This is a genomic window from Burkholderia sp. L-4, assembly GCF_056856535.1.
Genome location: NZ_JBXEOX010000002.1, coordinates 1468506 through 1486794 on the forward strand (window position 1 = coordinate 1468506; position 18289 = coordinate 1486794).

The 18289-nt window shown below is 67.7% G+C and carries 16 protein-coding genes; 13 read left to right on the forward strand and 3 right to left on the reverse strand.

Translation table 11 applies throughout. The features are described from left to right. Positions 1–62 precede the first annotated feature (62 nt). Positions 63–956 carry a LysR family transcriptional regulator gene (locus AC1VVG_RS23545; RefSeq protein WP_482836410.1) on the forward strand — a complete coding sequence of 298 codons (894 nt, stop codon included), beginning with the start codon at positions 63–65 and terminating at the stop codon, positions 954–956. Positions 957–1085: 129 nt separating this feature from the next. On the opposite strand, the gene andR is transcribed toward AC1VVG_RS23545, so the two are convergent. Continuing rightward, on the reverse strand, positions 1086–2045 hold the full coding sequence (gene andR, locus AC1VVG_RS23550; RefSeq protein WP_034185657.1) for an anthranilate 1,2-dioxygenase regulatory protein AndR: 960 nt from the start codon (positions 2043–2045) through the stop codon (positions 1086–1088). Positions 2046–2258: 213 nt separating this feature from the next. Between andR and andAc the strand changes: the two genes are divergently transcribed. The 5 genes from andAc (at position 2259) to AC1VVG_RS23575 (ending at position 6971) form a co-directional block, all read left to right on the forward strand. Further along, positions 2259–3530: an anthranilate 1,2-dioxygenase large subunit AndAc gene (gene andAc / locus AC1VVG_RS23555; protein WP_049029683.1), complete on the forward strand. Its 1272-nt coding sequence runs from the start codon at positions 2259–2261 to the stop codon at positions 3528–3530. Between the two features lie 14 nt (positions 3531–3544). Further along, the gene (andAd, locus tag AC1VVG_RS23560; protein ID WP_482836412.1) at positions 3545–4021 is read left to right on the forward strand and encodes an anthranilate 1,2-dioxygenase small subunit AndAd; all 477 of its coding nucleotides are present in this window, start codon (positions 3545–3547) and stop codon (positions 4019–4021) included. A 17-nt stretch (positions 4022–4038) separates the two neighbouring features. After that, a complete protein-coding gene (gene andAb, locus AC1VVG_RS23565; protein WP_006479527.1) occupies positions 4039–4365 on the forward strand; it encodes an anthranilate 1,2-dioxygenase ferredoxin subunit AndAb in 327 nt (108 codons plus the stop codon). Beyond that, the gene (andAa, locus tag AC1VVG_RS23570; RefSeq protein ID WP_124609060.1) at positions 4355–5575 is read left to right on the forward strand and encodes an anthranilate 1,2-dioxygenase system ferredoxin--NAD(+) reductase; all 1221 of its coding nucleotides are present in this window, start codon (positions 4355–4357) and stop codon (positions 5573–5575) included. The genes andAb and andAa overlap by 11 nt, the downstream gene beginning before the upstream one ends. Before the next feature lie 109 nt (positions 5576–5684). Further along, positions 5685–6971 carry a DUF445 domain-containing protein gene (locus AC1VVG_RS23575; RefSeq protein ID WP_059558474.1) on the forward strand — a complete coding sequence of 429 codons (1287 nt, stop codon included), beginning with the start codon at positions 5685–5687 and terminating at the stop codon, positions 6969–6971. Positions 6972–7054: 83 nt separating this feature from the next. Here the strand turns inward: AC1VVG_RS23575 and AC1VVG_RS23580 are convergent, their stop codons facing one another. After that, positions 7055–7354, reverse strand: coding sequence for an addiction module antidote protein (locus AC1VVG_RS23580; protein WP_482836414.1), 300 nt, complete (start codon positions 7352–7354; stop codon positions 7055–7057). Between the two features lie 3 nt (positions 7355–7357). After that, entirely contained in the window at positions 7358–7696 is a 339-nt protein-coding gene (locus AC1VVG_RS23585; RefSeq protein WP_482836416.1) for a type II toxin-antitoxin system RelE/ParE family toxin, read from the reverse strand. Positions 7697–8034: 338 nt separating this feature from the next. On the opposite strand from AC1VVG_RS23585, the gene AC1VVG_RS23590 reads away from it, so the two are divergent. The 7 genes from AC1VVG_RS23590 (at position 8035) to AC1VVG_RS23620 (ending at position 18247) form a co-directional block, all read left to right on the forward strand. After that, positions 8035–9675, forward strand: a complete 1641-nt coding sequence (locus tag AC1VVG_RS23590) for an acetolactate synthase large subunit (protein WP_034185662.1) — start codon at positions 8035–8037, stop codon at positions 9673–9675. A 29-nt stretch (positions 9676–9704) separates the two neighbouring features. Further along, entirely contained in the window at positions 9705–11138 is a 1434-nt protein-coding gene (locus tag AC1VVG_RS23595) for an aldehyde dehydrogenase family protein (RefSeq protein WP_034185663.1), read from the forward strand. 233 nt (positions 11139–11371) lie between these two features. After that, the gene (locus AC1VVG_RS23600; RefSeq protein WP_049031033.1) at positions 11372–12955 is read left to right on the forward strand and encodes a Na+/H+ antiporter; all 1584 of its coding nucleotides are present in this window, start codon (positions 11372–11374) and stop codon (positions 12953–12955) included. Positions 12956–13431: 476 nt separating this feature from the next. Beyond that, on the forward strand, positions 13432–14565 hold the full coding sequence (locus AC1VVG_RS23605) for a hybrid sensor histidine kinase/response regulator (RefSeq protein WP_034185665.1): 1134 nt from the start codon (positions 13432–13434) through the stop codon (positions 14563–14565). A 126-nt stretch (positions 14566–14691) separates the two neighbouring features. Beyond that, on the forward strand, positions 14692–16368 hold the full coding sequence (locus AC1VVG_RS23610) for a methyl-accepting chemotaxis protein (protein WP_034185666.1): 1677 nt from the start codon (positions 14692–14694) through the stop codon (positions 16366–16368). Beyond that, positions 16365–16877: a chemotaxis protein CheW gene (locus AC1VVG_RS23615; protein ID WP_034185667.1), complete on the forward strand. Its 513-nt coding sequence runs from the start codon at positions 16365–16367 to the stop codon at positions 16875–16877. Before AC1VVG_RS23610 ends, AC1VVG_RS23615 begins: the two co-directional genes overlap by 4 nt. Continuing rightward, a complete protein-coding gene (locus tag AC1VVG_RS23620) occupies positions 16874–18247 on the forward strand; it encodes a CheR family methyltransferase (protein ID WP_482836418.1) in 1374 nt (457 codons plus the stop codon). The genes AC1VVG_RS23615 and AC1VVG_RS23620 overlap by 4 nt, the downstream gene beginning before the upstream one ends. Positions 18248–18289 lie beyond the last annotated feature (42 nt).

Here is an 18289-nt window from a genome sequence, read left to right on the forward strand (position 1 = left end):
GAATTCCCGCCCCGCGTCGTCCAACACTCTTTCCGACTACTTCCATACCTTTGAGGCATGAAATGGAATTGCGTCAGCTCCGCTACTTCATCGCCGTCGCCGAGGAAATGAACATCACGCGGGCGGCGGAGCGGCTGCACATGACGCAGCCGCCGCTGAGCCGCCAGCTCCAGGCGATCGAGGACGAAATCGGGTTGCCGCTGTTCGAGCGCGGCGCGCGGCCGCTGAAGCTGACCGATGCGGGGCGCGTGTTCTATGCGCAGGCGAAGCGCCTCGTCGACCAGGCCGACGAGCTCGGCCCGCTGACGCGGCGGCTTGCGCAGCTGTCGGAGCGGATCGTGATCGGCTTCGTGCCGTCGACGCTGTACGGCGCGCTGCCGGACGTGATCCGCGCGTTTCGCGAGGCGCAGCCGGACGTCGAGCTGTCGCTGATCGAAATGTTCACGCTCGAACAGCTCGGCGCGCTGAAGGGCGGGCGGATCGACGTCGGGTTCGGCCGCCTGCGCTTCGACGACGACCAGCTGGTGCGCGAGGCGCTGATCGAGGAAAAGCTGATCGCGGCGCTGCCGGTCGGGCATCTGCTCGCCGATCCGGCCCGGCCGCTGACGCTCGCGGATATCGCGAACGAGACGATGATCGTCTACCCGAGCACGCCGCGGCCGAGCTTCGCCGATCAGCAGCTGTCCGCGCTGCGCGACGGCGCGGTCGTGCCGGCGGCCGTTCACGAGGTACGCGAGTTGCAGACGGCGCTCGGGCTCGTCGCCGCGCAGGTCGGCGTGTCGCTGGTGCCGGAGAGTGTGGAGGGCGTGCGCGTGCGGGGCGTCGTCTACCGGCGGCTGCCGGAGCCGGCCGCGACGTCGCCGATCATCATGAGTCGCCGGCTGCACGGCGAAAGCGCGGCCACGGCGGCGTTCTGCGCGATTGCGCGGGAGATGATCGCGCCGGCGGCGCAATGACCGCCGTGGGTGCGATGAATCGCAACTAACGGTCTGTTTGGGCGGACGCCGCCGAATGGGGCGAGGGCGGTGCGGCGCGATGCCGTTGCGGCTCGCGCGACAGCCGGCCGGCCAGCCTGGCGGTCGCGGCTACCGCTTCGCGTCGAGCGTCTCCGACGGCGATTCGCCGAACTTTTCCCGATACGCGATCGCGAAGCGTCCGAGGTGCGTAAACCCGCAATCGAGCGCGACTTCGGCGATCCGCCGGCCGGCCGCCGCGCCGCGCAGCAGCTCGCGCGCATGGTCGAGCCGCGTCGCGCGCAGGTATTGCATCGGGCTCATGCCGCGGAACTGCAGGAAAGCGTCGCGCAGCGTCCGTTCGGGCACGTTGGCGGCCTGGACGATATCGGCGAGCTGCAGCGGCTGCGCATAGTGCGCGTTCACGAACTCCTGCGCGCGCCGCACGAAGCCCGGCGCGGGGTCGCGGTGCGTCGCGCGCAGCACCGACGGCGGATGGCCTTCGATCAGCAGGTCAATCAGCAAATGCTCGAGCTGCGACGCGACACGCGGGTTCGCGTTCGCGCGCTCGAGCAGTTCGGGCGACCGCGCGACAAGCATCAGTTGCTGGCGCCACGCGGAAAGCGCGGCGTCGCTGATGTGCAGCACGGGGTCGAGCGTCGCACGCGGGTCGCCGGTCAGCGCGCCGACGGTCGCCGCGTCGATGCGCAGCACGAACTGCTCGCAATCGGCCGACAGCACCGCGTCGAAGCGCTCGCCGGGCGCGCACAGCACGCCGGTCTGGCCGTCGACGCCGAGCTGCCGCCCCATCGCGCGCACCTCGGCCTGGCCGGACAGGCAGAACATCAGCAGGTAATAGCCGTCGACCGCGTCGACCTGCACGCGCATCGCGTCGCCGAATGCGATCGTGCCGATCCCGAGCCCGCCCAGCTTGACGAAATCCATGTGCGACGCGCCGTGCACGCGGCCGTTCGGCAGCAGTGCATGCGGCTGCATCACGCGCGAGATGCGCTCGCGCGTCTCGTCGAGATCGCGGGATTCGAACAGCCGGTGCGCGCGCAGCGCGGACGGCTCGAACGACGTTGGGGACATGGGCCTCAGCCTTGGTATGGGCGACGCGCGCTTCGATCCGACGAATGGGTCGCGATCGTGCGCCGGGTCGCGTGTGCCGTCATGCTAGCGCAGAAATCCGCCGAAAGTGGATATTGCGCCGCCGCAATCGCACTTTCCGGATAGACGACGAATATTAGCTTTTCAAAAATCGGCTCCATGCATTCAACGAAATCGATCGACAAGGAGTCCGACATGGAGCAGACAGAATCGCCCGTCGTTTTCGCCGAGCGCGGCGACGCATCCGACGTGACCTTTCCGCACGACGACGGCTCGCGCGTGCCGTACAAGGTGTTCAGCTCGCGTGCGGTCTACGATCGCGAGCAGGAGCGCATCTTCCGCGGGCCGACATGGAACTTCGTCGCGCTCGAAGCGGAAATCCCGAAGGCCGGCGACTTCAAGAGCACGTTCGTCGGCGACACGCCGGTGGTCGTCACGCGCGCCGAGGACGGCACGCTCTCGGCGTGGGTGAACCGCTGCGCGCATCGCGGCGCGCAGGTGTGCCGCAAGTCGCGCGGCAACGCGAGTTCGCACACGTGCGTGTATCACCAGTGGAGCTTCGACAGCCAGGGCAACCTGCTCGGCGTGCCGTTCCGGCGCGGCCAGAAGGGGATGACCGGGATGCCGGCCGACTTCGACCCGAAGCAGCACGGGCTGCGCAAGCTGCGCGTCGACAGCTATCGTGGGCTCGTGTTCGCGACCTTCAGCGACGCCGTCGCGCCGCTGCCCGAGTATCTCGGCGAGCAGATGCGCCCGTGGATCGACCGGATCTTCCACAAGCCGATCGAGTATCTCGGCTGCACGCGCCAGTATTCGAAGTCGAACTGGAAGCTGTACATGGAGAACGTGAAGGACCCGTATCACGCGAGCATGCTGCACCTGTTCCATACGACCTTCAACATCTTCCGCGTCGGGATGAAGGCGCGTTCGATTCCGGACGCGAACCACGGGCTGCACAGCATCATCACCGTGACGAAGACGAACGACGACACGTCGGCCGCGTACAAGCAGCAGAACATCCGGTCGTTCGACGAAGGTTTCCATCTCGAGGACGAATCGATCCTCGATCTCGTGTCGGAATACGACGAGGACTGCACCAACCATATCCAGCCGATCTTCCCGCAGCTCGTGATCCAGCAGATCCACAACACGCTGGTCGCGCGGCAGATCCTGCCGAAGGGTCCCGACAACTTCGAGCTGATCTTCCACTTCTTCGGGTACGCGGACGACACGCCCGAGCTGCGCGCATTGCGCATCAAGCAGGCGAACCTCGTCGGGCCGGCCGGCTACATCTCGATGGAAGACACCGAAGCGACCGAACTCGTGCAGCGCGGCACGATACGCGATGCCGATGCGACGTCGGTGATCGAGATGTCGCGCGGCAATCCGGACCAGCAGGACACGGTGATCACCGAAAGCCTGATCCGCAAGTTCTGGGTCGGCTACCAGAAGCTGATGGGCTATTGAGGCGGGAGCGAAAAATGACGGAAGACATGAAGACCTGGTTCGAGATTTACATGCTCCAGAACCGCTATATCGGGCACCTCGACAACGACCGGCTCGAACACTGGTCGGAGATGTTCACCGAGGACTGCACGTACGAGATCGTGCCGAAGGAGAACGCCGATCTCGGGCTGCCGGTCGGGATCGTCCACTGCACGAACCAGCGGATGCTGCGCGATCGCGTGGTGTCGCTGCGGCACGCGAACATCTACGAGGAGCACACGTACCGGCACATGACGTCGGGCCTGACGATCGTCGCGGAACGCGACGGCGAGATCGACACCGAGAGCAACTACGTCGTCGTGCAGACGCGCAGCAACGGCGAGTCGAACGTGTACCAGGCCGGCAAGTACTACGACACGGTCGTGCGCACGCCCGACGGGCTGCGCTACAAGACCAAGCGGGTGATCTACGACACGTCGCGCGTGCAGACGCTGCTCGCGACGCCGATCTGACGAAGCAAGGAAACGACATGACCGAAGCAACGCTGGCCGAGTGGCATCCGCTCGGGGCTTTCGACGAATTCTCCGAAGACGAACCGGCGGCGCGCGTCGCCGGCCAGAAGCCGATCGCCGTGTTCCGGATCGGCGACGAACTGTTCGCGATGCACGACCTCTGCACGCACGGCCATGCGCGGCTGTCCGAAGGTTACGTGGAGGACGGCTGCGTCGAGTGCCCGCTGCACCAGGGGCTGATCGACATCCGCACCGGTGCGCCGAAATGCGCGCCGATCACCGAGCCGGTACGGACCTATCCGATCCGGATCGTCGACGGGCAGGTGGAAGTCAATGTCGGCTGATCCGTTCGTGATCGTCGGCGCCGGCCATGCGGCGCGGCGCACGGCTGAAGCGCTGCGCGAGCGCGATGCGGCGGCGCGCATCGTGATGATCGGCGCGGAGCGCGCGCTGCCGTACGACCGGCCGGCGCTGTCGAAGGATGCGCTGCTGACGGACGGCGGCGAGCAGCGTGCGTTCGTGCGCGACGCGGCGTGGTACGACGCGCAGCGCATCGAGCTGCGGCTCGGCACGCGCGTCGACGCGATCGAGCGTGATGCGCGGCGCGTACGGCTCGACGACGGCACGACGCTGCCGTACGCGCGGCTCGTGCTCGCGACGGGGTCGCGCGTGCGCACGTTCGGCGGGACGGTCGACGAAGGCGTCGTGCCGCACTACGTCCGCACGGTCGACGATGCGCGTGCGTTGCGTGCGCGACTGGCACCGGGCCGCCGCGTGGCGGTGCTCGGCGGCGGTTTCATCGGCCTCGAGGTCGCGGCGGCGGCACGCCAGCTCGGCTGCGACGTGACGGTGATCGATCCGGCGCCGCGCTTGCTGCAGCGCGCGCTGCCGGAGGTGGTCGGTGCGTATGCGCGTCGGTTGCACGACGCGCGTGGCGTGGCGTTCCGGATGGCGACGCTGCCGCGTGCGATCCGCCGCGCGCCGGGCGGCGGCGCGATCGTCGAGACCGATCGCGGCGACGTGCCGGCCGATATCGTCGTGGTCGGCATCGGCGTGGTACCGAACGTCGAGCTTGCGCAGGCGGCGGGGCTCGACGTCGACAACGGGATACGCGTCGACGCGGGTTGCCGTACGGCCGATCCGGCGATCTTCGCGGCGGGCGAGGTGACGATGCACTTCAATCCGCTGCTGGGGCGCCACGTACGGATCGAGTCGTGGCAGGTGGCCGAAAACCAGCCGGCCGTCGCGGCGGCGAACCTGCTCGGTGCCGACGAAACCTATGGCGAGCTGCCGTGGCTGTGGTCCGATCAGTACGACTGCAACCTGCAGATGCTCGGGCTGTTCGGCGGCGAACGCACGATCGTCGTGCGCGGCGATCCGGCGAGCGGGCCGTTCACGGTGTTCGGGCTTGGCGACGACGGCAGGATCGTCGCGGTGGCCGCGGCGAATCTCGGGCGCGACATCGGCGCATCGCGCCGGCTGATCGCGGCAGGGGCGGTGCCCGACCCGGCGAAGCTGGCCGATCCGGCGGTGAACCTGAAGACATTCCTGTAACGGCGGCGCGCGCGGTGTGCGTGCACCGCATGCGCCTGCGCGGCCCGCGCGTTTGTCGGTTGCGGCGAAATCGGGGATATTAGCGGCATCGCCGATCCGCCGGTCCGCCATGACGCCAGACAAAGCCCTCGAACTGAAACGCAGCAAGCGCCGCGCGCTGTGGCTGCTGCTGGCCGCCGTCGCGGTGTTCGTCACGACGATCCTGCTGCCGCGCGGCCCGTGGGTCGACGGCTTCAAGGCCGTGGCCGAAGCCGCGATGGTCGGCGCGCTCGCCGACTGGTTCGCGGTCGTCGCGCTGTTCCGCCGCGTGCCGATTCCGTTCGTGTCGCGCCATACCGAGATCATTCCGAAGAACAAGGACAAGATCGCCGACAACCTCGCGGTGTTCGTGCGCGAGAAGTTCCTCGGCCCCGACGCGCTCGCCGCGCAGATCCGCCAGCACGATCCCGCGCGGAAACTCGGTGCGTGGCTCGGCGAGCCGGCGAACACCGATGCGCTCGGCGGCTACGTGACGAGGCTGATGAGTTTCGCGCTCGACATGACCGACGACGCGCGGATCCAGTCGTTCGTGCACGACGCGTTCCGCGCGGTGCTCGACCGGGTCGACCTGTCGCAGTCGGCCGGCGCGATCCTCGATACGCTGACGAAGGACGGCCGCCACCAGGCGCTGCTCGACGACGCGATCGAACAGGTGGTGGACGTGCTCGACAAGGAGGAGAACCGCGAGGTGATCGCGGGCTTCATCGTCGAATGGCTGAAGACGCAATACCCGAAGGTCGAGAAGATCATGCCGACGCAATGGTTCGGCGAGAACGGCGCGCGGATGCTCGCGAGCGCGGTGAGCCGCGTGCTCGAAGGCGTGGCCGCCGACCCCGAGCACGAGCTGCGGCAGCGCTTCGACCGGACGGTCGCGCGACTGACCGAGCGGCTGAAGCACGATCCGGCGTTCGTCGCGAAGGGCGAGGAGATCAAGCGCTATATCCGCGACGGCGATGCATTCAACGAGTATGCGCGCGACTTGTGGGACCAGTTGCGCGCGTGGCTGAAGGCCGATCTTGCCCGCGCCGATTCGGCGCTGCACCGGCAGGCCGCGACGCTGGGCGGCTGGCTCGGCGCGCGGCTGTCGGAGAGCCCGGCGCTGCGCGCGTCGCTGAACGAGCATGTCGAGAAGGCCGTGCACGAGATGGCGCCGGATTTCGCCGATTTCCTGATGCGCCACATTCGCGATACGGTGCGCAACTGGGATGCGCGCGAGATGTCGCGGCAGATCGAATTGAACATCGGCAAGGATCTGCAGTACATCCGCATCAACGGCACGCTGGTCGGCGGGCTGATCGGGCTCGGGCTGTATCTGGTGTCGCTGGTGCCGCGCTGGGCGGCGGGGTGGCTGCCTTGACGCGCCCATGCCGTTGAACGGCGGCGCCGGCGCGGCCACGAGCACCGCACAACGGGCGCGATGCCGGGCACGTGCTTTTTTTGTCATGCGTGCGCTTTCGCGCCGTGCAGCTGCAGGCCGAGCGCCTTGATGACTTTCAGGATCGTGCCGAAGCTCGGATTGCCGTCGTGCGACAGCGCCTTGTACAACCCTTCGCGCGACAGGCCCGCATCGCGCGCGACCCGCGACATGCCGCGTGCGCGTGCGATCACGCCGAGCGCGTGCGCGATGAAGGCCGGATCGTCGCCGGCTTCCTGCAGGCAGGCCTCGAAGTAGTCGGCCATGTCGTCTTCGGTTTTCAGGGGTTCGGCCGAATTCCACGGTCGGGTGCGGATCTTGTCCATCGATCACTCCATGTCGAGGCGCGCGAGCATCGCGTGCGCGGCGCGTATGTCGGCCTGTTGCGTCGATTGATCGCCGCCGCAGCGCGGGATGACCCGGATCGGTCCGCGCCGGACGGAGTAGACGCGATAGCCGGGGCCATGATCGATCCGCATTTCGACGACCGGCGAGCCGGCGGACTTCCGGTCGCCGGGGTTGCCCATCGACAGGCGGTCGATGCGAGCCTGGATGCGGCGCTTCGCGACGCGATCCTGCAGGCCGGCAAACCAGGTGTCGAAGACGTCGGTGGTTCGGGCGCTGAACGTAGGCGCACGGTAGGGCGTCGATGGCAGTATGTCAACCATGGTTCACAGAAAAAAAGGGCGGTGGCAGGTCGTTTCGTGGCTGCTGCGGTAGGGCCGTCCGCCTCGCTTGGGTGCCGGTTGGCCGTTCGGCCGAAGTCGAAATCTTTCGAATCCGTCTACAATCAAACACATCCTTGCCGCTCGTGCATGCTCGTCGCGCACGGGTGGGGCCGTTCGTCCTCCGGCATCCGGGGGCGCCGCCGCGCATCGTTCGTCGCGCGGCGGGAAGTGCCGTGGTCTGTGTCCAGTAGGTAGAGCGTCCGCGTGCCGTAGGCCGGCGCGCGTCATGTACGCCGCGCGCCCGTAGGCCGGGCAGGCGGCATAACCGAGAGTCCCCCATGAAAGCATCGGATCTGTTCGTGAAGGCGCTGGAAGCCGAAGGCGTCGAGTACGTGTTCGGTATTCCCGGCGAAGAAAACCTCGATCTGCTCGAATCGCTGCGGCGATCGAAGATCAAGCTCGTGCTGACCCGGCACGAGCAGGCGGCCGGGTTCATGGCCGCCACCTACGGCCGCCTGACGGGCCGCACCGGCGTGTGTCTCGCGACGCTCGGGCCGGGTGCGACGAACTTCGTCACGGCCGCCGCGTATGCGCAGCTCGGCGGCATGCCGATGCTGATGATCACCGGGCAGAAGCCGATCAAGTCGAGCAAGCAGGGCCACTTCCAGATCGTCGACGTGGTGGACATGATGCAGCCGCTCACGAAATTCACGCGGCAGATCGTGTCGATCGGCAATATCCCGTCGGCCGTGCGCGAGGCGTTCCGCCGCGCGGAGGAGGAGCGCCCGGGCGCGGCGCACCTCGAATTGCCGGAAGACATCGCGCACGAGGAGGGCGACGGCAAGCCGATCCCGCGCAGCTACAGCCGGCGGCCGGTGGCCGAGGAGAAGGCGGTCGCGCGTGCGGTCGACGCGATCCAGGCCGCCCGCCATCCGCTGCTGATGATCGGCGCGGGCGGCAACCGCAAGACCACCTGCAAGATGCTGCTCGAATTCGTCGACAAGACGGGCATCCCGTTCTTCACCACGCAGATGGGCAAGGGCGTGATCGACGAGACCCATCCGCTGTGGCTCGGCAATGCGACGCTGTCCGACGGCGATTTCGTGCATCGCGCGATCGAGCATGCGGACTGCATCATCAACGTCGGCCACGACGTGATCGAGAAGCCGCCGTTCTTCATGCGCACCGACGACAAGACGGTGATCCACGTGAACTTCCTCGGCGCGCAGGTCGATCCCGTCTATTTCCCGCAGATCGAAGTGGTCGGCGACATCGCGAATGCCGTGTGGCAAATGAAAGAGGCCATGTCGCCGCAGCCGCACTGGGATTTCGCGCGCTTCGCGATGATCAAGGAGCATTTCGACGCCCATCTGGAGAAGGGCCAGCACGATCCGCGCTTCCCGATGTACCCGGTGCGGATCGTCAACGACCTGTACAACGCGCTGCCGGTCGACGGCATCGTCTGTCTCGACAACGGGATGTACAAGATCTGGTTCGCGCGCTACTGGCGTGCGCACGAGCCGAATTCGCTGCTGCTCGACAACGCGCTCGCGTCGATGGGCGCCGGCCTGCCGTCTGCGATCGCCACGAAGATCGTGCATCCGCAGCGCAAGGTGATCGCCGTGTGCGGCGACGGCGGCTTCATGATGAATTCGCAGGAGCTCGAGACGGCCGTGCGGCTGAAGCTCGACCTCGTCGTGATGATCCTGCGCGACGACGCGTTCGGGATGATTCGCTGGAAGCAGGAGAACATGAATTTCCCCGATTACGCGATGACGCTGCAGAACCCCGATTTCGTGTCGTATGCGCAAAGCTACGGCGCGCACGGGCATCGTGTCGAATCGGCCGACGATCTCGAGCCGCTGCTGCGCGAGTGCTTCTCGTCGCCGGGCGTGCACGTGATCGACGTGCCGATCGATTACTCGGACAACGAGCGCGTGCTGAACCGCGAGATCAAGCGCCTGTCGGCACAGCTCTGAATTCCCCGTTCACCGGAAGGAGTCGTTCCATGTTGAAGGAAACCTATCCGTACTACCTCGCCAACGAAGCCGTCTACGCGAACACCGATCTGGAGGTCACGGACAAGTTCAGCGGCAAGGTCGCGACGCGCGTCGCGCTGGCCGATGCGAAGGCGATCGATGCGGCGATCGGCGCGGCGGTCGCCGCCGCGAAGCCGATGCGCGAGATGCCGGCCTTCAGGCGGCAGGCCGTGCTCGACCATTGCGTCGCGCGCTTTCGCGAGCGCTTCGACGAGCTGGCCGAGGCGTTGTGCATCGAGGCCGGCAAGCCGATCAACGATTCGAAGGGCGAAGTGACGCGGCTGATCGACACGTTCCGCGTCGCCGCGGAGGAATCGGTGCGGATCGACGGCGAGATCGTCAACCTCGAAATTTCCGCGCGTGCGCAGGGTTATACGGGGTACGTGAAGCGCGTGCCGATCGGCCCGTGTTCGTTCATCTCGCCGTTCAACTTCCCGCTGAACCTTGCCGCGCACAAGGTCGCGCCCGCGCTCGCGGCCGGCTGCCCGTTCGTGCTGAAGCCCGCGAGCCGCACGCCGATCGGCGCGTTGATCATCGGCGAGGTGCTCGCGGAAACCGACCTGCCGAAGGGCGCGTTCTCCGTGCTGCCCGCGCATCGCGACGGCGCCGACCTGTTTACGACCGACGAGCGTTTCAAGCTGCTGTCGTTCACGGGTTCGCCGGCCGTCGGCTGGGCGCTGAAGGAGAAGGCGGGCAAGAAGAAAGTCGTGCTGGAACTGGGCGGCAACGCGGCCGCGATCGTCGATGCGGATCAGCGCGACCGGCTCGACTACGTGGTCGAGCGTCTCGCGTTCGGCGCGTACTACCAGTCGGGCCAGAGCTGCATCGGCGTGCAGCGGATCCTCGTGCATGCCGATCTTTACGACGCGCTGCGCGAGAAGCTGATCGCGAAGACGCGTTCGCTGAAGATGGGCGACCCGAAGGATCCGTCGACGTTCGTCGGCCCGATGATCTCCGAATCGGAGTCGCGCCGGCTGTCGGGCTGGATGGACGCGGCCGTCGCGGCGGGCGCGAAGATCGTCGCGGGCGGCAAGGTCGACGGCGCGATGTTCGAGGCGACGCTGCTGGAAAACGTCGGGCACGAGCAGGACCTGTACCGGAAGGAGGCATTCGGCCCGGTCGCGATCCTCGAGAAGTTCGACCGCTTCGACGATGCGCTCGCCCGCGTGAACGACAGCGACTTCGGGCTTCAGGCCGGCGTGTTCACCGATTCGCTCACGCATGCGCAGCGCGCGTGGGATGAACTGGAAGTCGGCGGCGTCGTGATCAACGACGTGCCGTCGTTCCGCGTCGACAACATGCCGTACGGCGGCGTGAAGGATTCGGGCCTCGGCCGCGAAGGGGTCCGCTACGCGATCGAGGACATGACCGAACCGCGGCTGATGGTCGTGCGGCGCCGGTAACGCGCCGGCCGCGGCGTCACTCCGCAACGGCACGCAGGCAGGCGATCGGGCCGGCCTGCGTGCCGTTTTCATTGCGCCGCGCGCATCGGTCCGGCATCGCGCGCGTACCGCCGCGCGACGGGCCGCCCGACGCGCGCTCGACTGCGGGCCTCGCCTCGTGATGTAATCGCGCCAAACCGCCGACCGGGGCACGGCACCGGAAAGCGCGAATTCATTCTTCACGAGGTCGATTCATGTCCCCCGTCTCGGCATTCAAGCTGGTTCTGTTGTCATTCCTGGCGATCGTCGCGCTCGAATGCATCGCCAAGCGGTTGCGGTTGCCGCCCGCGGCCGCGCTGCTGATCGGCGGTATCGGGATCGCATTCATTCCCGGCCTGCCGCCGATCAACCTCGATCCCGAGCTGGTGCTGCTGGTGTTCCTGCCGCCGCTGCTGATGGACGGCGCGTACTTCTCCGTATGGGAAGAGTTCAAGCGTAACGTCGGCGGCATCCTGATGCTCGCGATCGGCGCGGTCATCTTCACGACGTTCGCGGTCGGTTTCGCCGTGCACTGGGTCGTGCCGGCGCTGCCGTGGGCCGCGTGCTTCGCGCTCGGCGCGATCGTGTCGCCGCCCGACGCGGTCGCCGCGAAAGCCGTGCTCGAACGCGTCGCGCTGCCGCGCCGGCTGATGGTGCTGCTCGAAGGCGAGAGCCTGCTGAACGACGCGGCCGGCCTCGTGCTGTTCCGCTTCGCGGTCGCGGCCGCCCTCACCGGTGCGTTCAGCCTCGAGCATGCGGTCGTGCGTTTCGCGGAACTCGGGCTCGGCGGCGTGGTGGTCGGCTTCGTGATCGGCCGGCTCGTCGTGTGGTTCCTGAAGCTGCTCGACGACGACTATCTCGTGATCACCGTCGCGGTGATCGCCGGCTGGATCGCGTACATCGCGGGCGAAATGGTCGAGGTGTCGGGCGTGATCGCGACGGTCACGGCCGGCATGATCATCGGCTGGCATCAGCACGAGGTGTTCTCGGCCGCCGTGCGCACGCGCGGCACCGCATTCTGGCAGGTCATCGTGTTCCTGCTCGAAGCGATGGTGTTCGTGCTGATCGGGCTGTCGCTGCGCGGCGCGATTCACCGGCTCGGCGGCTTCGAGCAGGTGCTCGCCACGATGGTGCCGCCGGTGGTCGCGGTGCTGGCGGCGGTGATCGTGTCGCGCTTCGTGTGGATCTACGCGGTCGAGGCGCTGAAGTGGCCGGTGCGCGGGATCGCACGGCGCGGCGAAGCGCCCGACTGGAAGGCCGCGACGATCATGAGCTGGGCCGGGATGCGCGGGGTCGTGACGCTCGCGATCGCGCTGTCGCTGCCCGAGGCGTTGCCCGGCCGCGACGTGATCCTGGTCGCGTCGTTCGCGGTGATCCTCGTCACCGTGCTGCTGCAGGGCACGACGATCGGGCCGTTGATCCGGCTGCTGCGCCTGCCGCAGCGCGAGGAGCGCGCCGCGCACCATCTGACCGAGCCGCAGACGTGGGCGCACGTCGAGGCCGCGCAGCTCGCGGCGATCCAGCCGCTCGTGCGCGACGAGCACGGCGTCGTGATCCATCCGCGCCTGCTCGAGCAGTACACGTATCGCGCGGAGCTGACCGAACGCTCGAAGAACGAACCCGAGTACCCGGCGGAAGTGCGCACCGCGCACTACGACGTCGTGCTGGCCGCGATCAGGGCCGGGCGTGCGGAACTGTTGCGCCTGCATCGGTCGGGGCGCATCCACGACGAGATGCTGCACACGCTCGAACGCGATCTCGACCTGCAGGAAGTGTCCGCGCAGCACGCGCGCGGGTAAGCGGGCGCGACCCGTCATCCCACGGGCCGGCGTTCTGCCGGCCCTGCACCGCGCGCGGCCGATCCTTCCCCGCCGCGCGATGTTGCTCCCGCCCACCAGCCGATTCGACCTGTCGGAATCCGGCCCTCAATACCACCGGCAAACAGCCTTGCAGACCATGCAAGCCTTATGGCGCCGGTCTCGCAAACGTTATCGTCTTTCGAATCCGGAAATGATCAGATTTATCTGATTCCGTCTCTTTCTGCATATTTGGCAAAACTAAACCGGAAGGAGATAGATGCTGTGTTCTAATTTCATTTAGAATCAGCCGGTTATCTTTATTGAGAGAAAGAATGCGGAGGTAATGCGGTTGCCGATGAGGAAGGAATCGGCGTCTCAAGCCCCGCAAGGCAGTGCCGACAGGCCAAATCGGCGGAATCAGGCGGGTTTTTCAACCGCCAAAATAAGATAGTGTCCAAGTCGGATAAACAACTCCTATGAAAGAATCGATTGGAGATTCGGCGTTTGAAACTGTATTTATGAAAGAATCGAGCAGTGATAATGCCTCGGATTGCCTTGAATCGGGGTTATCGGTCCTTCTGGTCGACGATCAACCGTTCGTCGGCGAGGTGATCCGCCGCGCGCTGCGCAGCGAGCACGACATCGATCTGCACGTGTGTACCGACGCGCACCGGGCGATGGCGGTCGCGCGCGACGTGAAGCCGACGGTGATCCTGCAGGACCTCGTGATGCCGGAGATCGACGGCCTCGATCTCGTCCGCGCGTGGCGCGCCGACGCCGGCACCGCGCGGGTGCCGATCATCGTGCTGTCCGCGAAGGAGGAGCCGATCGTCAAGCGCGAGGCGTTCATCGCCGGCGCGAACGACTATCTGGTGAAGCTCCCCGACGCGATGGAGCTGACCGCGCGCATCCGCTATCACTCGAATTCGTACCTGATGTCCCGGCAGCGCGACGAGGCGCTCGATTTCCTGTCGCACGACATGCGTTCCCCGCAGACGTCGATCCTCGCGCTGCTCGACGTCTACCGCGCCGAACACGGCGACATGCCGGCGATCATGGAGCGCATCGCCGGCCATGCGCGGCGTGCGCTGGCGCTTGCCGACGGCTTCATCCACCTGACCCGCGCGCAGTCCGAGCGCCGCGCGCACGAGGTCTTGAGCCTCAACGAGATCGTGGTCGATGCCGTCGACCAGCTGTGGGAGAAAGCGGCCGGGCTCGGCTGCCGGGTCGTCGCGCACGTGCCCGACACCGAGTGCGTGACGATGGGCGACCGCATGATGCTCACGCGCGCGGTCGCGAACCTGATCGACAACGGGCTGAAGTACGGCCCGGCCGGCACGGACGTGCACTGCACGCTGAGCAGCGAGGACGGCGCCTGGCTGATCGGCGTCGAGGATGGCGGCGCCGGCATCGCGCCCGAGCAGCGCACGGCCGCGACCGAGTCGTTCGTGCAGCTCGAAACCGTGAACGGCGCGGCGCGCGGCGGCTTCGGCCTCGGGCTTGCGTTCGTGCGCGCGACGGCGGCGCGGCATCGCGGCCAGATCCTGATGCGCAATACGGCGCGCGGCTTCATGGTCGCGCTTCGGCTGCCGGCGCAAGCGGAGCGGTGATTTCGCGGCGCGGCCTGCCGGCGCCGCGTCGTCCGCATCCGACCCCGATGCGCTCGTGGCGCGCCGACCGGCGCGCAGGCGGGCGCGGATTTTTTCAACGCTGATTTTAGAAAGCCCATAACGAACATGGCCACCGTGACGCCCCGCGCGACCAATGAAAGCCTGCATCCGACGATCGGCGCTGCCCGGCTGACGCTCGGCAATCGCATCCTGCTCAGCTTCGGCGTGTTGTTCGTGCTGATGCTGGTGACAGCCGGCGTGTCCTACGAGCGACTGCGCGCGATCAACGCCGAAGCCATCAGCATCGAGCGCGACTCGCTGCCCGGCGTGTACCTCGCGTCATCGCTGCGCGGCTCGGTCAACGAATCGTTCATGCTGTTGCAGCAGGCAACGTTCGTCGATACCGACCCCGACAGCGTGCATCGCGATCTCGCGAAGATCGCCGACGCGATGAAGGAAGTCGAGGCGCTGTCGGTCGACTATCAGGCCACGACGTTCCGCGACGACGACCGGCAGCGGTTCGCCGCGTTCCGCGGCGCATACGATCGTTACCTGCCGCTCCTGAGCGACGCGATTCAGAAGACCCGCGCGTCGCACGACGACGCGGTCGCGGCATACACCAAGGCGCAACCGGCCTGGGCCGAGGTCGTGCGCAACGCCAACGTCCTGGTCCAGGAGAACCGCAAGTTCGCCGAGCAGTCCGCGAAGCTGATCCGCGAATCCGTGCAGGACACCGAGGTCGTGCTCGCGACCGCGCTCGCGTTCGTGCTGCTGTCCGCGCTCGGGCTCGGCTACGTGCTGTACCGTTCGGTGACCGTTCCGATGGCGCGCCTGGTGGAAGTGCACGACGTGATGCGCACCGGCAACCTCACGCGCCGCCTCGACCTGCGTCGCCGCGACGAATTTGGCACGCTCGAGACGGGCTTCAACCGGATGGCCGACGAGCTGACCGAACTCGTCGCGCGCGCGCAGCAGTCGTCGCTGCAGGTGACCACGTCGGTGGCCGAGATCGCGGCGACGTCGCGCGAGCAGCAGGCGACCGCGAACGAAACCGCGGCGACGACGACCGAGATCGGCGCGACCTCGCGCGAGATCTTCGCGACCTCGCGCGATCTGCTGCGCACGATGAACGAGGTGGCCGGCGTGGCCGAGCAGTCGGCGACGCTCGCCGGCGTGAGCCAGAGCGGGCTCACGCGGATGGGCGAGACGATGCGCAGCGTGATGGACGCGGCCGGCTCGGTGAACGCGAAGCTCGCGATCCTCAACGAGAAGGCGCTGAACATCAACCAGGTGGTCGCGACCATCACCAAGGTGGCCGACCAGACCAACCTGCTGTCGCTGAACGCGGCGATCGAGGCCGAGAAGGCCGGCGAGTACGGTCGCGGCTTCGCGGTCGTCGCGACCGAGATCCGTCGCCTGGCCGACCAGACGGCCGTCGCGACCTACGACATCGAGCAGACGGTGAAGGAAATCCAGTCGGCCGTGTCGGCGGGCGTGATGGGGATGGACAAGTTCTCCGAGGAAGTGCGCCGCGGGATGCTCGACGTGCAGCAGGTCGGCGGGCAGCTGTCGCAGATCATCGCCGAGGTGCAGACGCTCGCACCGCGCTTCCAGATGGTCAACGAGGGGATGCAGACGCAGGCGAACGGCGCCGAGCAGATCACGCAGGCGCTGTCGCAACTGTCGGAGGCCGCGCAGCAGACGGCCGAGTCGCTGCGCCAGTCGTCGCAGGCGATCGACGACCTGACGCTGGTGGCGAACCAGTTGCGCACCAGTGTGTCGCGCTTCAAGGTCGACGCGTGACGCGCGCCGATCCGCAGAACGGCGCGCAGGCGCTGTTCCTGATGTTCGAGCTCGACGGCGAGCGTTATGCGCTCGACGCGGCCGGCATCGACGAGGTGCTGCCGCTCGCGGACACGAAGGCCGTGCCCGGCGCGCCCGACTGGATCGCCGGGTTGTTGATGCGCGCCGGCCAGCCGGTGCCGGTGATCGACGTGCCGATGCTGGCGCTCGGGCGGCGCGCGCACGCGCTGCGCTCGACGCGGCTCGTGATGGTCCGCTACCGCGCGGGCGAGGCCGGCGTCGAGCGCACGCTCGGCCTGATCGTCGAACGTGCGACGCAGACGATGCGGATCGACCGCGCGGCGTTCCACGCGAGCGGCATCTCGACCGCGCGCACGCGCTGGCTCGGGCACGTCGCCAATACGCCTGACGGCATCGTGCAGCAGGTGTCGGTGTCCGACCTGATCGATGACGTGGCGCGCCTGTATCTGTTCGATGGCCTGCCGGGCCACGGGGGGGAGTTCGCATGAAAGCGTCCGAATCGCGATTTCGCGGCTGGCTGTTGCGCGAGACCGGCATCGACCCCGATTCGCTCGGCAACGATTTTCTGACGCGGGCGCTGACGGAGCGCGTGCATGCGCTGCAGGCGGACGGCGAGCGGCTGCCGTCGGCGGCGCGGCCGCCGGTCACGCCGGAGGCGCTCGACGCGTACTGGCAGCAGTTGAACGCATCGGCCGACGAGCGGCGCGCGCTGATCGAGCTGTTCGTCGTGCCCGAGACGTGGTTCTTCCGCGACCGCGAGGCGTTCGCGACGCTCGCGCGGCTGGCGGCCGAACGGCTTGCCGCGCTGCCCGGCCGGGTGATCCGCGTGCTGAGCGCGCCGTGCTCGACGGGCGAGGAGCCGTATTCGGCGGCGATGGCGCTGCTCGACGCGGGGCTCGAGCCGGCCAGCTTCACGATCGACGCGATCGATCTCAGCGCGCGCGCGATCGAGTACGCGCGGCTCGGCTGTTACGGACGCAACGCGTTTCGCGGCACGGCGACGGAGTTTCGTTCACGGTACTTCACGCCGGCCAGCGACGGCTGGCTGCTCGACGAGCGCGTGCGCGCCTGCGTGCAGTTTCGTCACGCGAATCTCGTCGAACCGGCCGCGGATACGGGCATTCGCTACGATTTCGTGTTCTGCCGCAACGTGCTGATCTATTTCGACCGCGACGCGCAGGATCGCGTGATCCGCTCGCTCGACGCGCTGCTCGTCGACGACGGCATGCTGTTCGTCGGGCCGGCCGAAACGGGCGTCGCGATGCGGCACGGAATGCGCTCGGCGCGCGTGCCGCTGGCATTCGCGTTTCATCGCGAGCCGGCCGGCACGGCGGCCGACGCGGCTGCGGCGGCGCCGTACCGGCGCACCGAGCGCTTCACGGTCGCGCCGCTCGCCGCGACGCGCTCGGTGCTGGCCGTTGCGCCGCCGTCCTGGCCGGGTGATGCGCGTCAGCCGTTCGCGGTGCCGCCGCCGGCCGTGAACACGGCCACCTTCGATGCGCGGGCCGACCTGTCGGCCGCGACGGTCGAAGCGGTCGCGCCGGTTGCCGAAGCCGTCGCGCCGACGCTCGAGGACGCGCAGGCGCTCGCGAACGCGGGAGCATTCGACGAGGCCGAGCGCGTGCTCGCGCAGTTCTCGGCGCGCGTCGGCCCGCATGCCGATGCGTTCTACCTGAACGGATTGATCGCGGATGCGCGCGGGCGCGCCGCGGAAGCGGGCGACTTCTACCGGAAGGCGCTGTACCTGCGACCCACGCACCACGAAGCGCTGACCCATCTCGCGACGCTGCTCGACGTCGGCGGCGATCGTGCGGGCGCGCAATGGCTGCTCGAGCGCGCACGGCGCTCGGCCGGCTGACACGATGACGGAATCGGGACCGACACCGCGATGACCAGAGGA

Bases quoted from the DNA above. Each gene is read 5' to 3' on its own strand.
- AC1VVG_RS23545 (WP_482836410.1), top strand. From the start codon at position 63: ATGGAATTGCGTCAGCTCCGCTACTTCATCGCCGTCGCCGAGGAAATG.
- andAd (WP_482836412.1), top strand. From the start codon at position 3,545: ATGACGGAAGACATGAAGACCTGGTTCGAGATTTACATGCTCCAGAAC.
- AC1VVG_RS23575 (WP_059558474.1), top strand. From the start codon at position 5,685: ATGACGCCAGACAAAGCCCTCGAACTGAAACGCAGCAAGCGCCGCGCG.
- andAa (WP_124609060.1), top strand. From the start codon at position 4,355: ATGTCGGCTGATCCGTTCGTGATCGTCGGCGCCGGCCATGCGGCGCGG.
- AC1VVG_RS23580 (WP_482836414.1), bottom strand. From the start codon at position 7,354: ATGGACAAGATCCGCACCCGACCGTGGAATTCGGCCGAACCCCTGAAA.
- AC1VVG_RS23610 (WP_034185666.1), top strand. From the start codon at position 14,692: ATGGCCACCGTGACGCCCCGCGCGACCAATGAAAGCCTGCATCCGACG.
- AC1VVG_RS23595 (WP_034185663.1), top strand. From the start codon at position 9,705: ATGTTGAAGGAAACCTATCCGTACTACCTCGCCAACGAAGCCGTCTAC.
- AC1VVG_RS23585 (WP_482836416.1), bottom strand. From the start codon at position 7,696: ATGGTTGACATACTGCCATCGACGCCCTACCGTGCGCCTACGTTCAGC.
- andAb (WP_006479527.1), top strand. From the start codon at position 4,039: ATGACCGAAGCAACGCTGGCCGAGTGGCATCCGCTCGGGGCTTTCGAC.
- andAc (WP_049029683.1), top strand. From the start codon at position 2,259: ATGGAGCAGACAGAATCGCCCGTCGTTTTCGCCGAGCGCGGCGACGCA.
- AC1VVG_RS23590 (WP_034185662.1), top strand. From the start codon at position 8,035: ATGAAAGCATCGGATCTGTTCGTGAAGGCGCTGGAAGCCGAAGGCGTC.
- AC1VVG_RS23600 (WP_049031033.1), top strand. From the start codon at position 11,372: ATGTCCCCCGTCTCGGCATTCAAGCTGGTTCTGTTGTCATTCCTGGCG.
- andR (WP_034185657.1), bottom strand. From the start codon at position 2,045: ATGTCCCCAACGTCGTTCGAGCCGTCCGCGCTGCGCGCGCACCGGCTG.
- AC1VVG_RS23605 (WP_034185665.1), top strand. From the start codon at position 13,432: ATGAAAGAATCGATTGGAGATTCGGCGTTTGAAACTGTATTTATGAAA.
- AC1VVG_RS23620 (WP_482836418.1), top strand. From the start codon at position 16,874: ATGAAAGCGTCCGAATCGCGATTTCGCGGCTGGCTGTTGCGCGAGACC.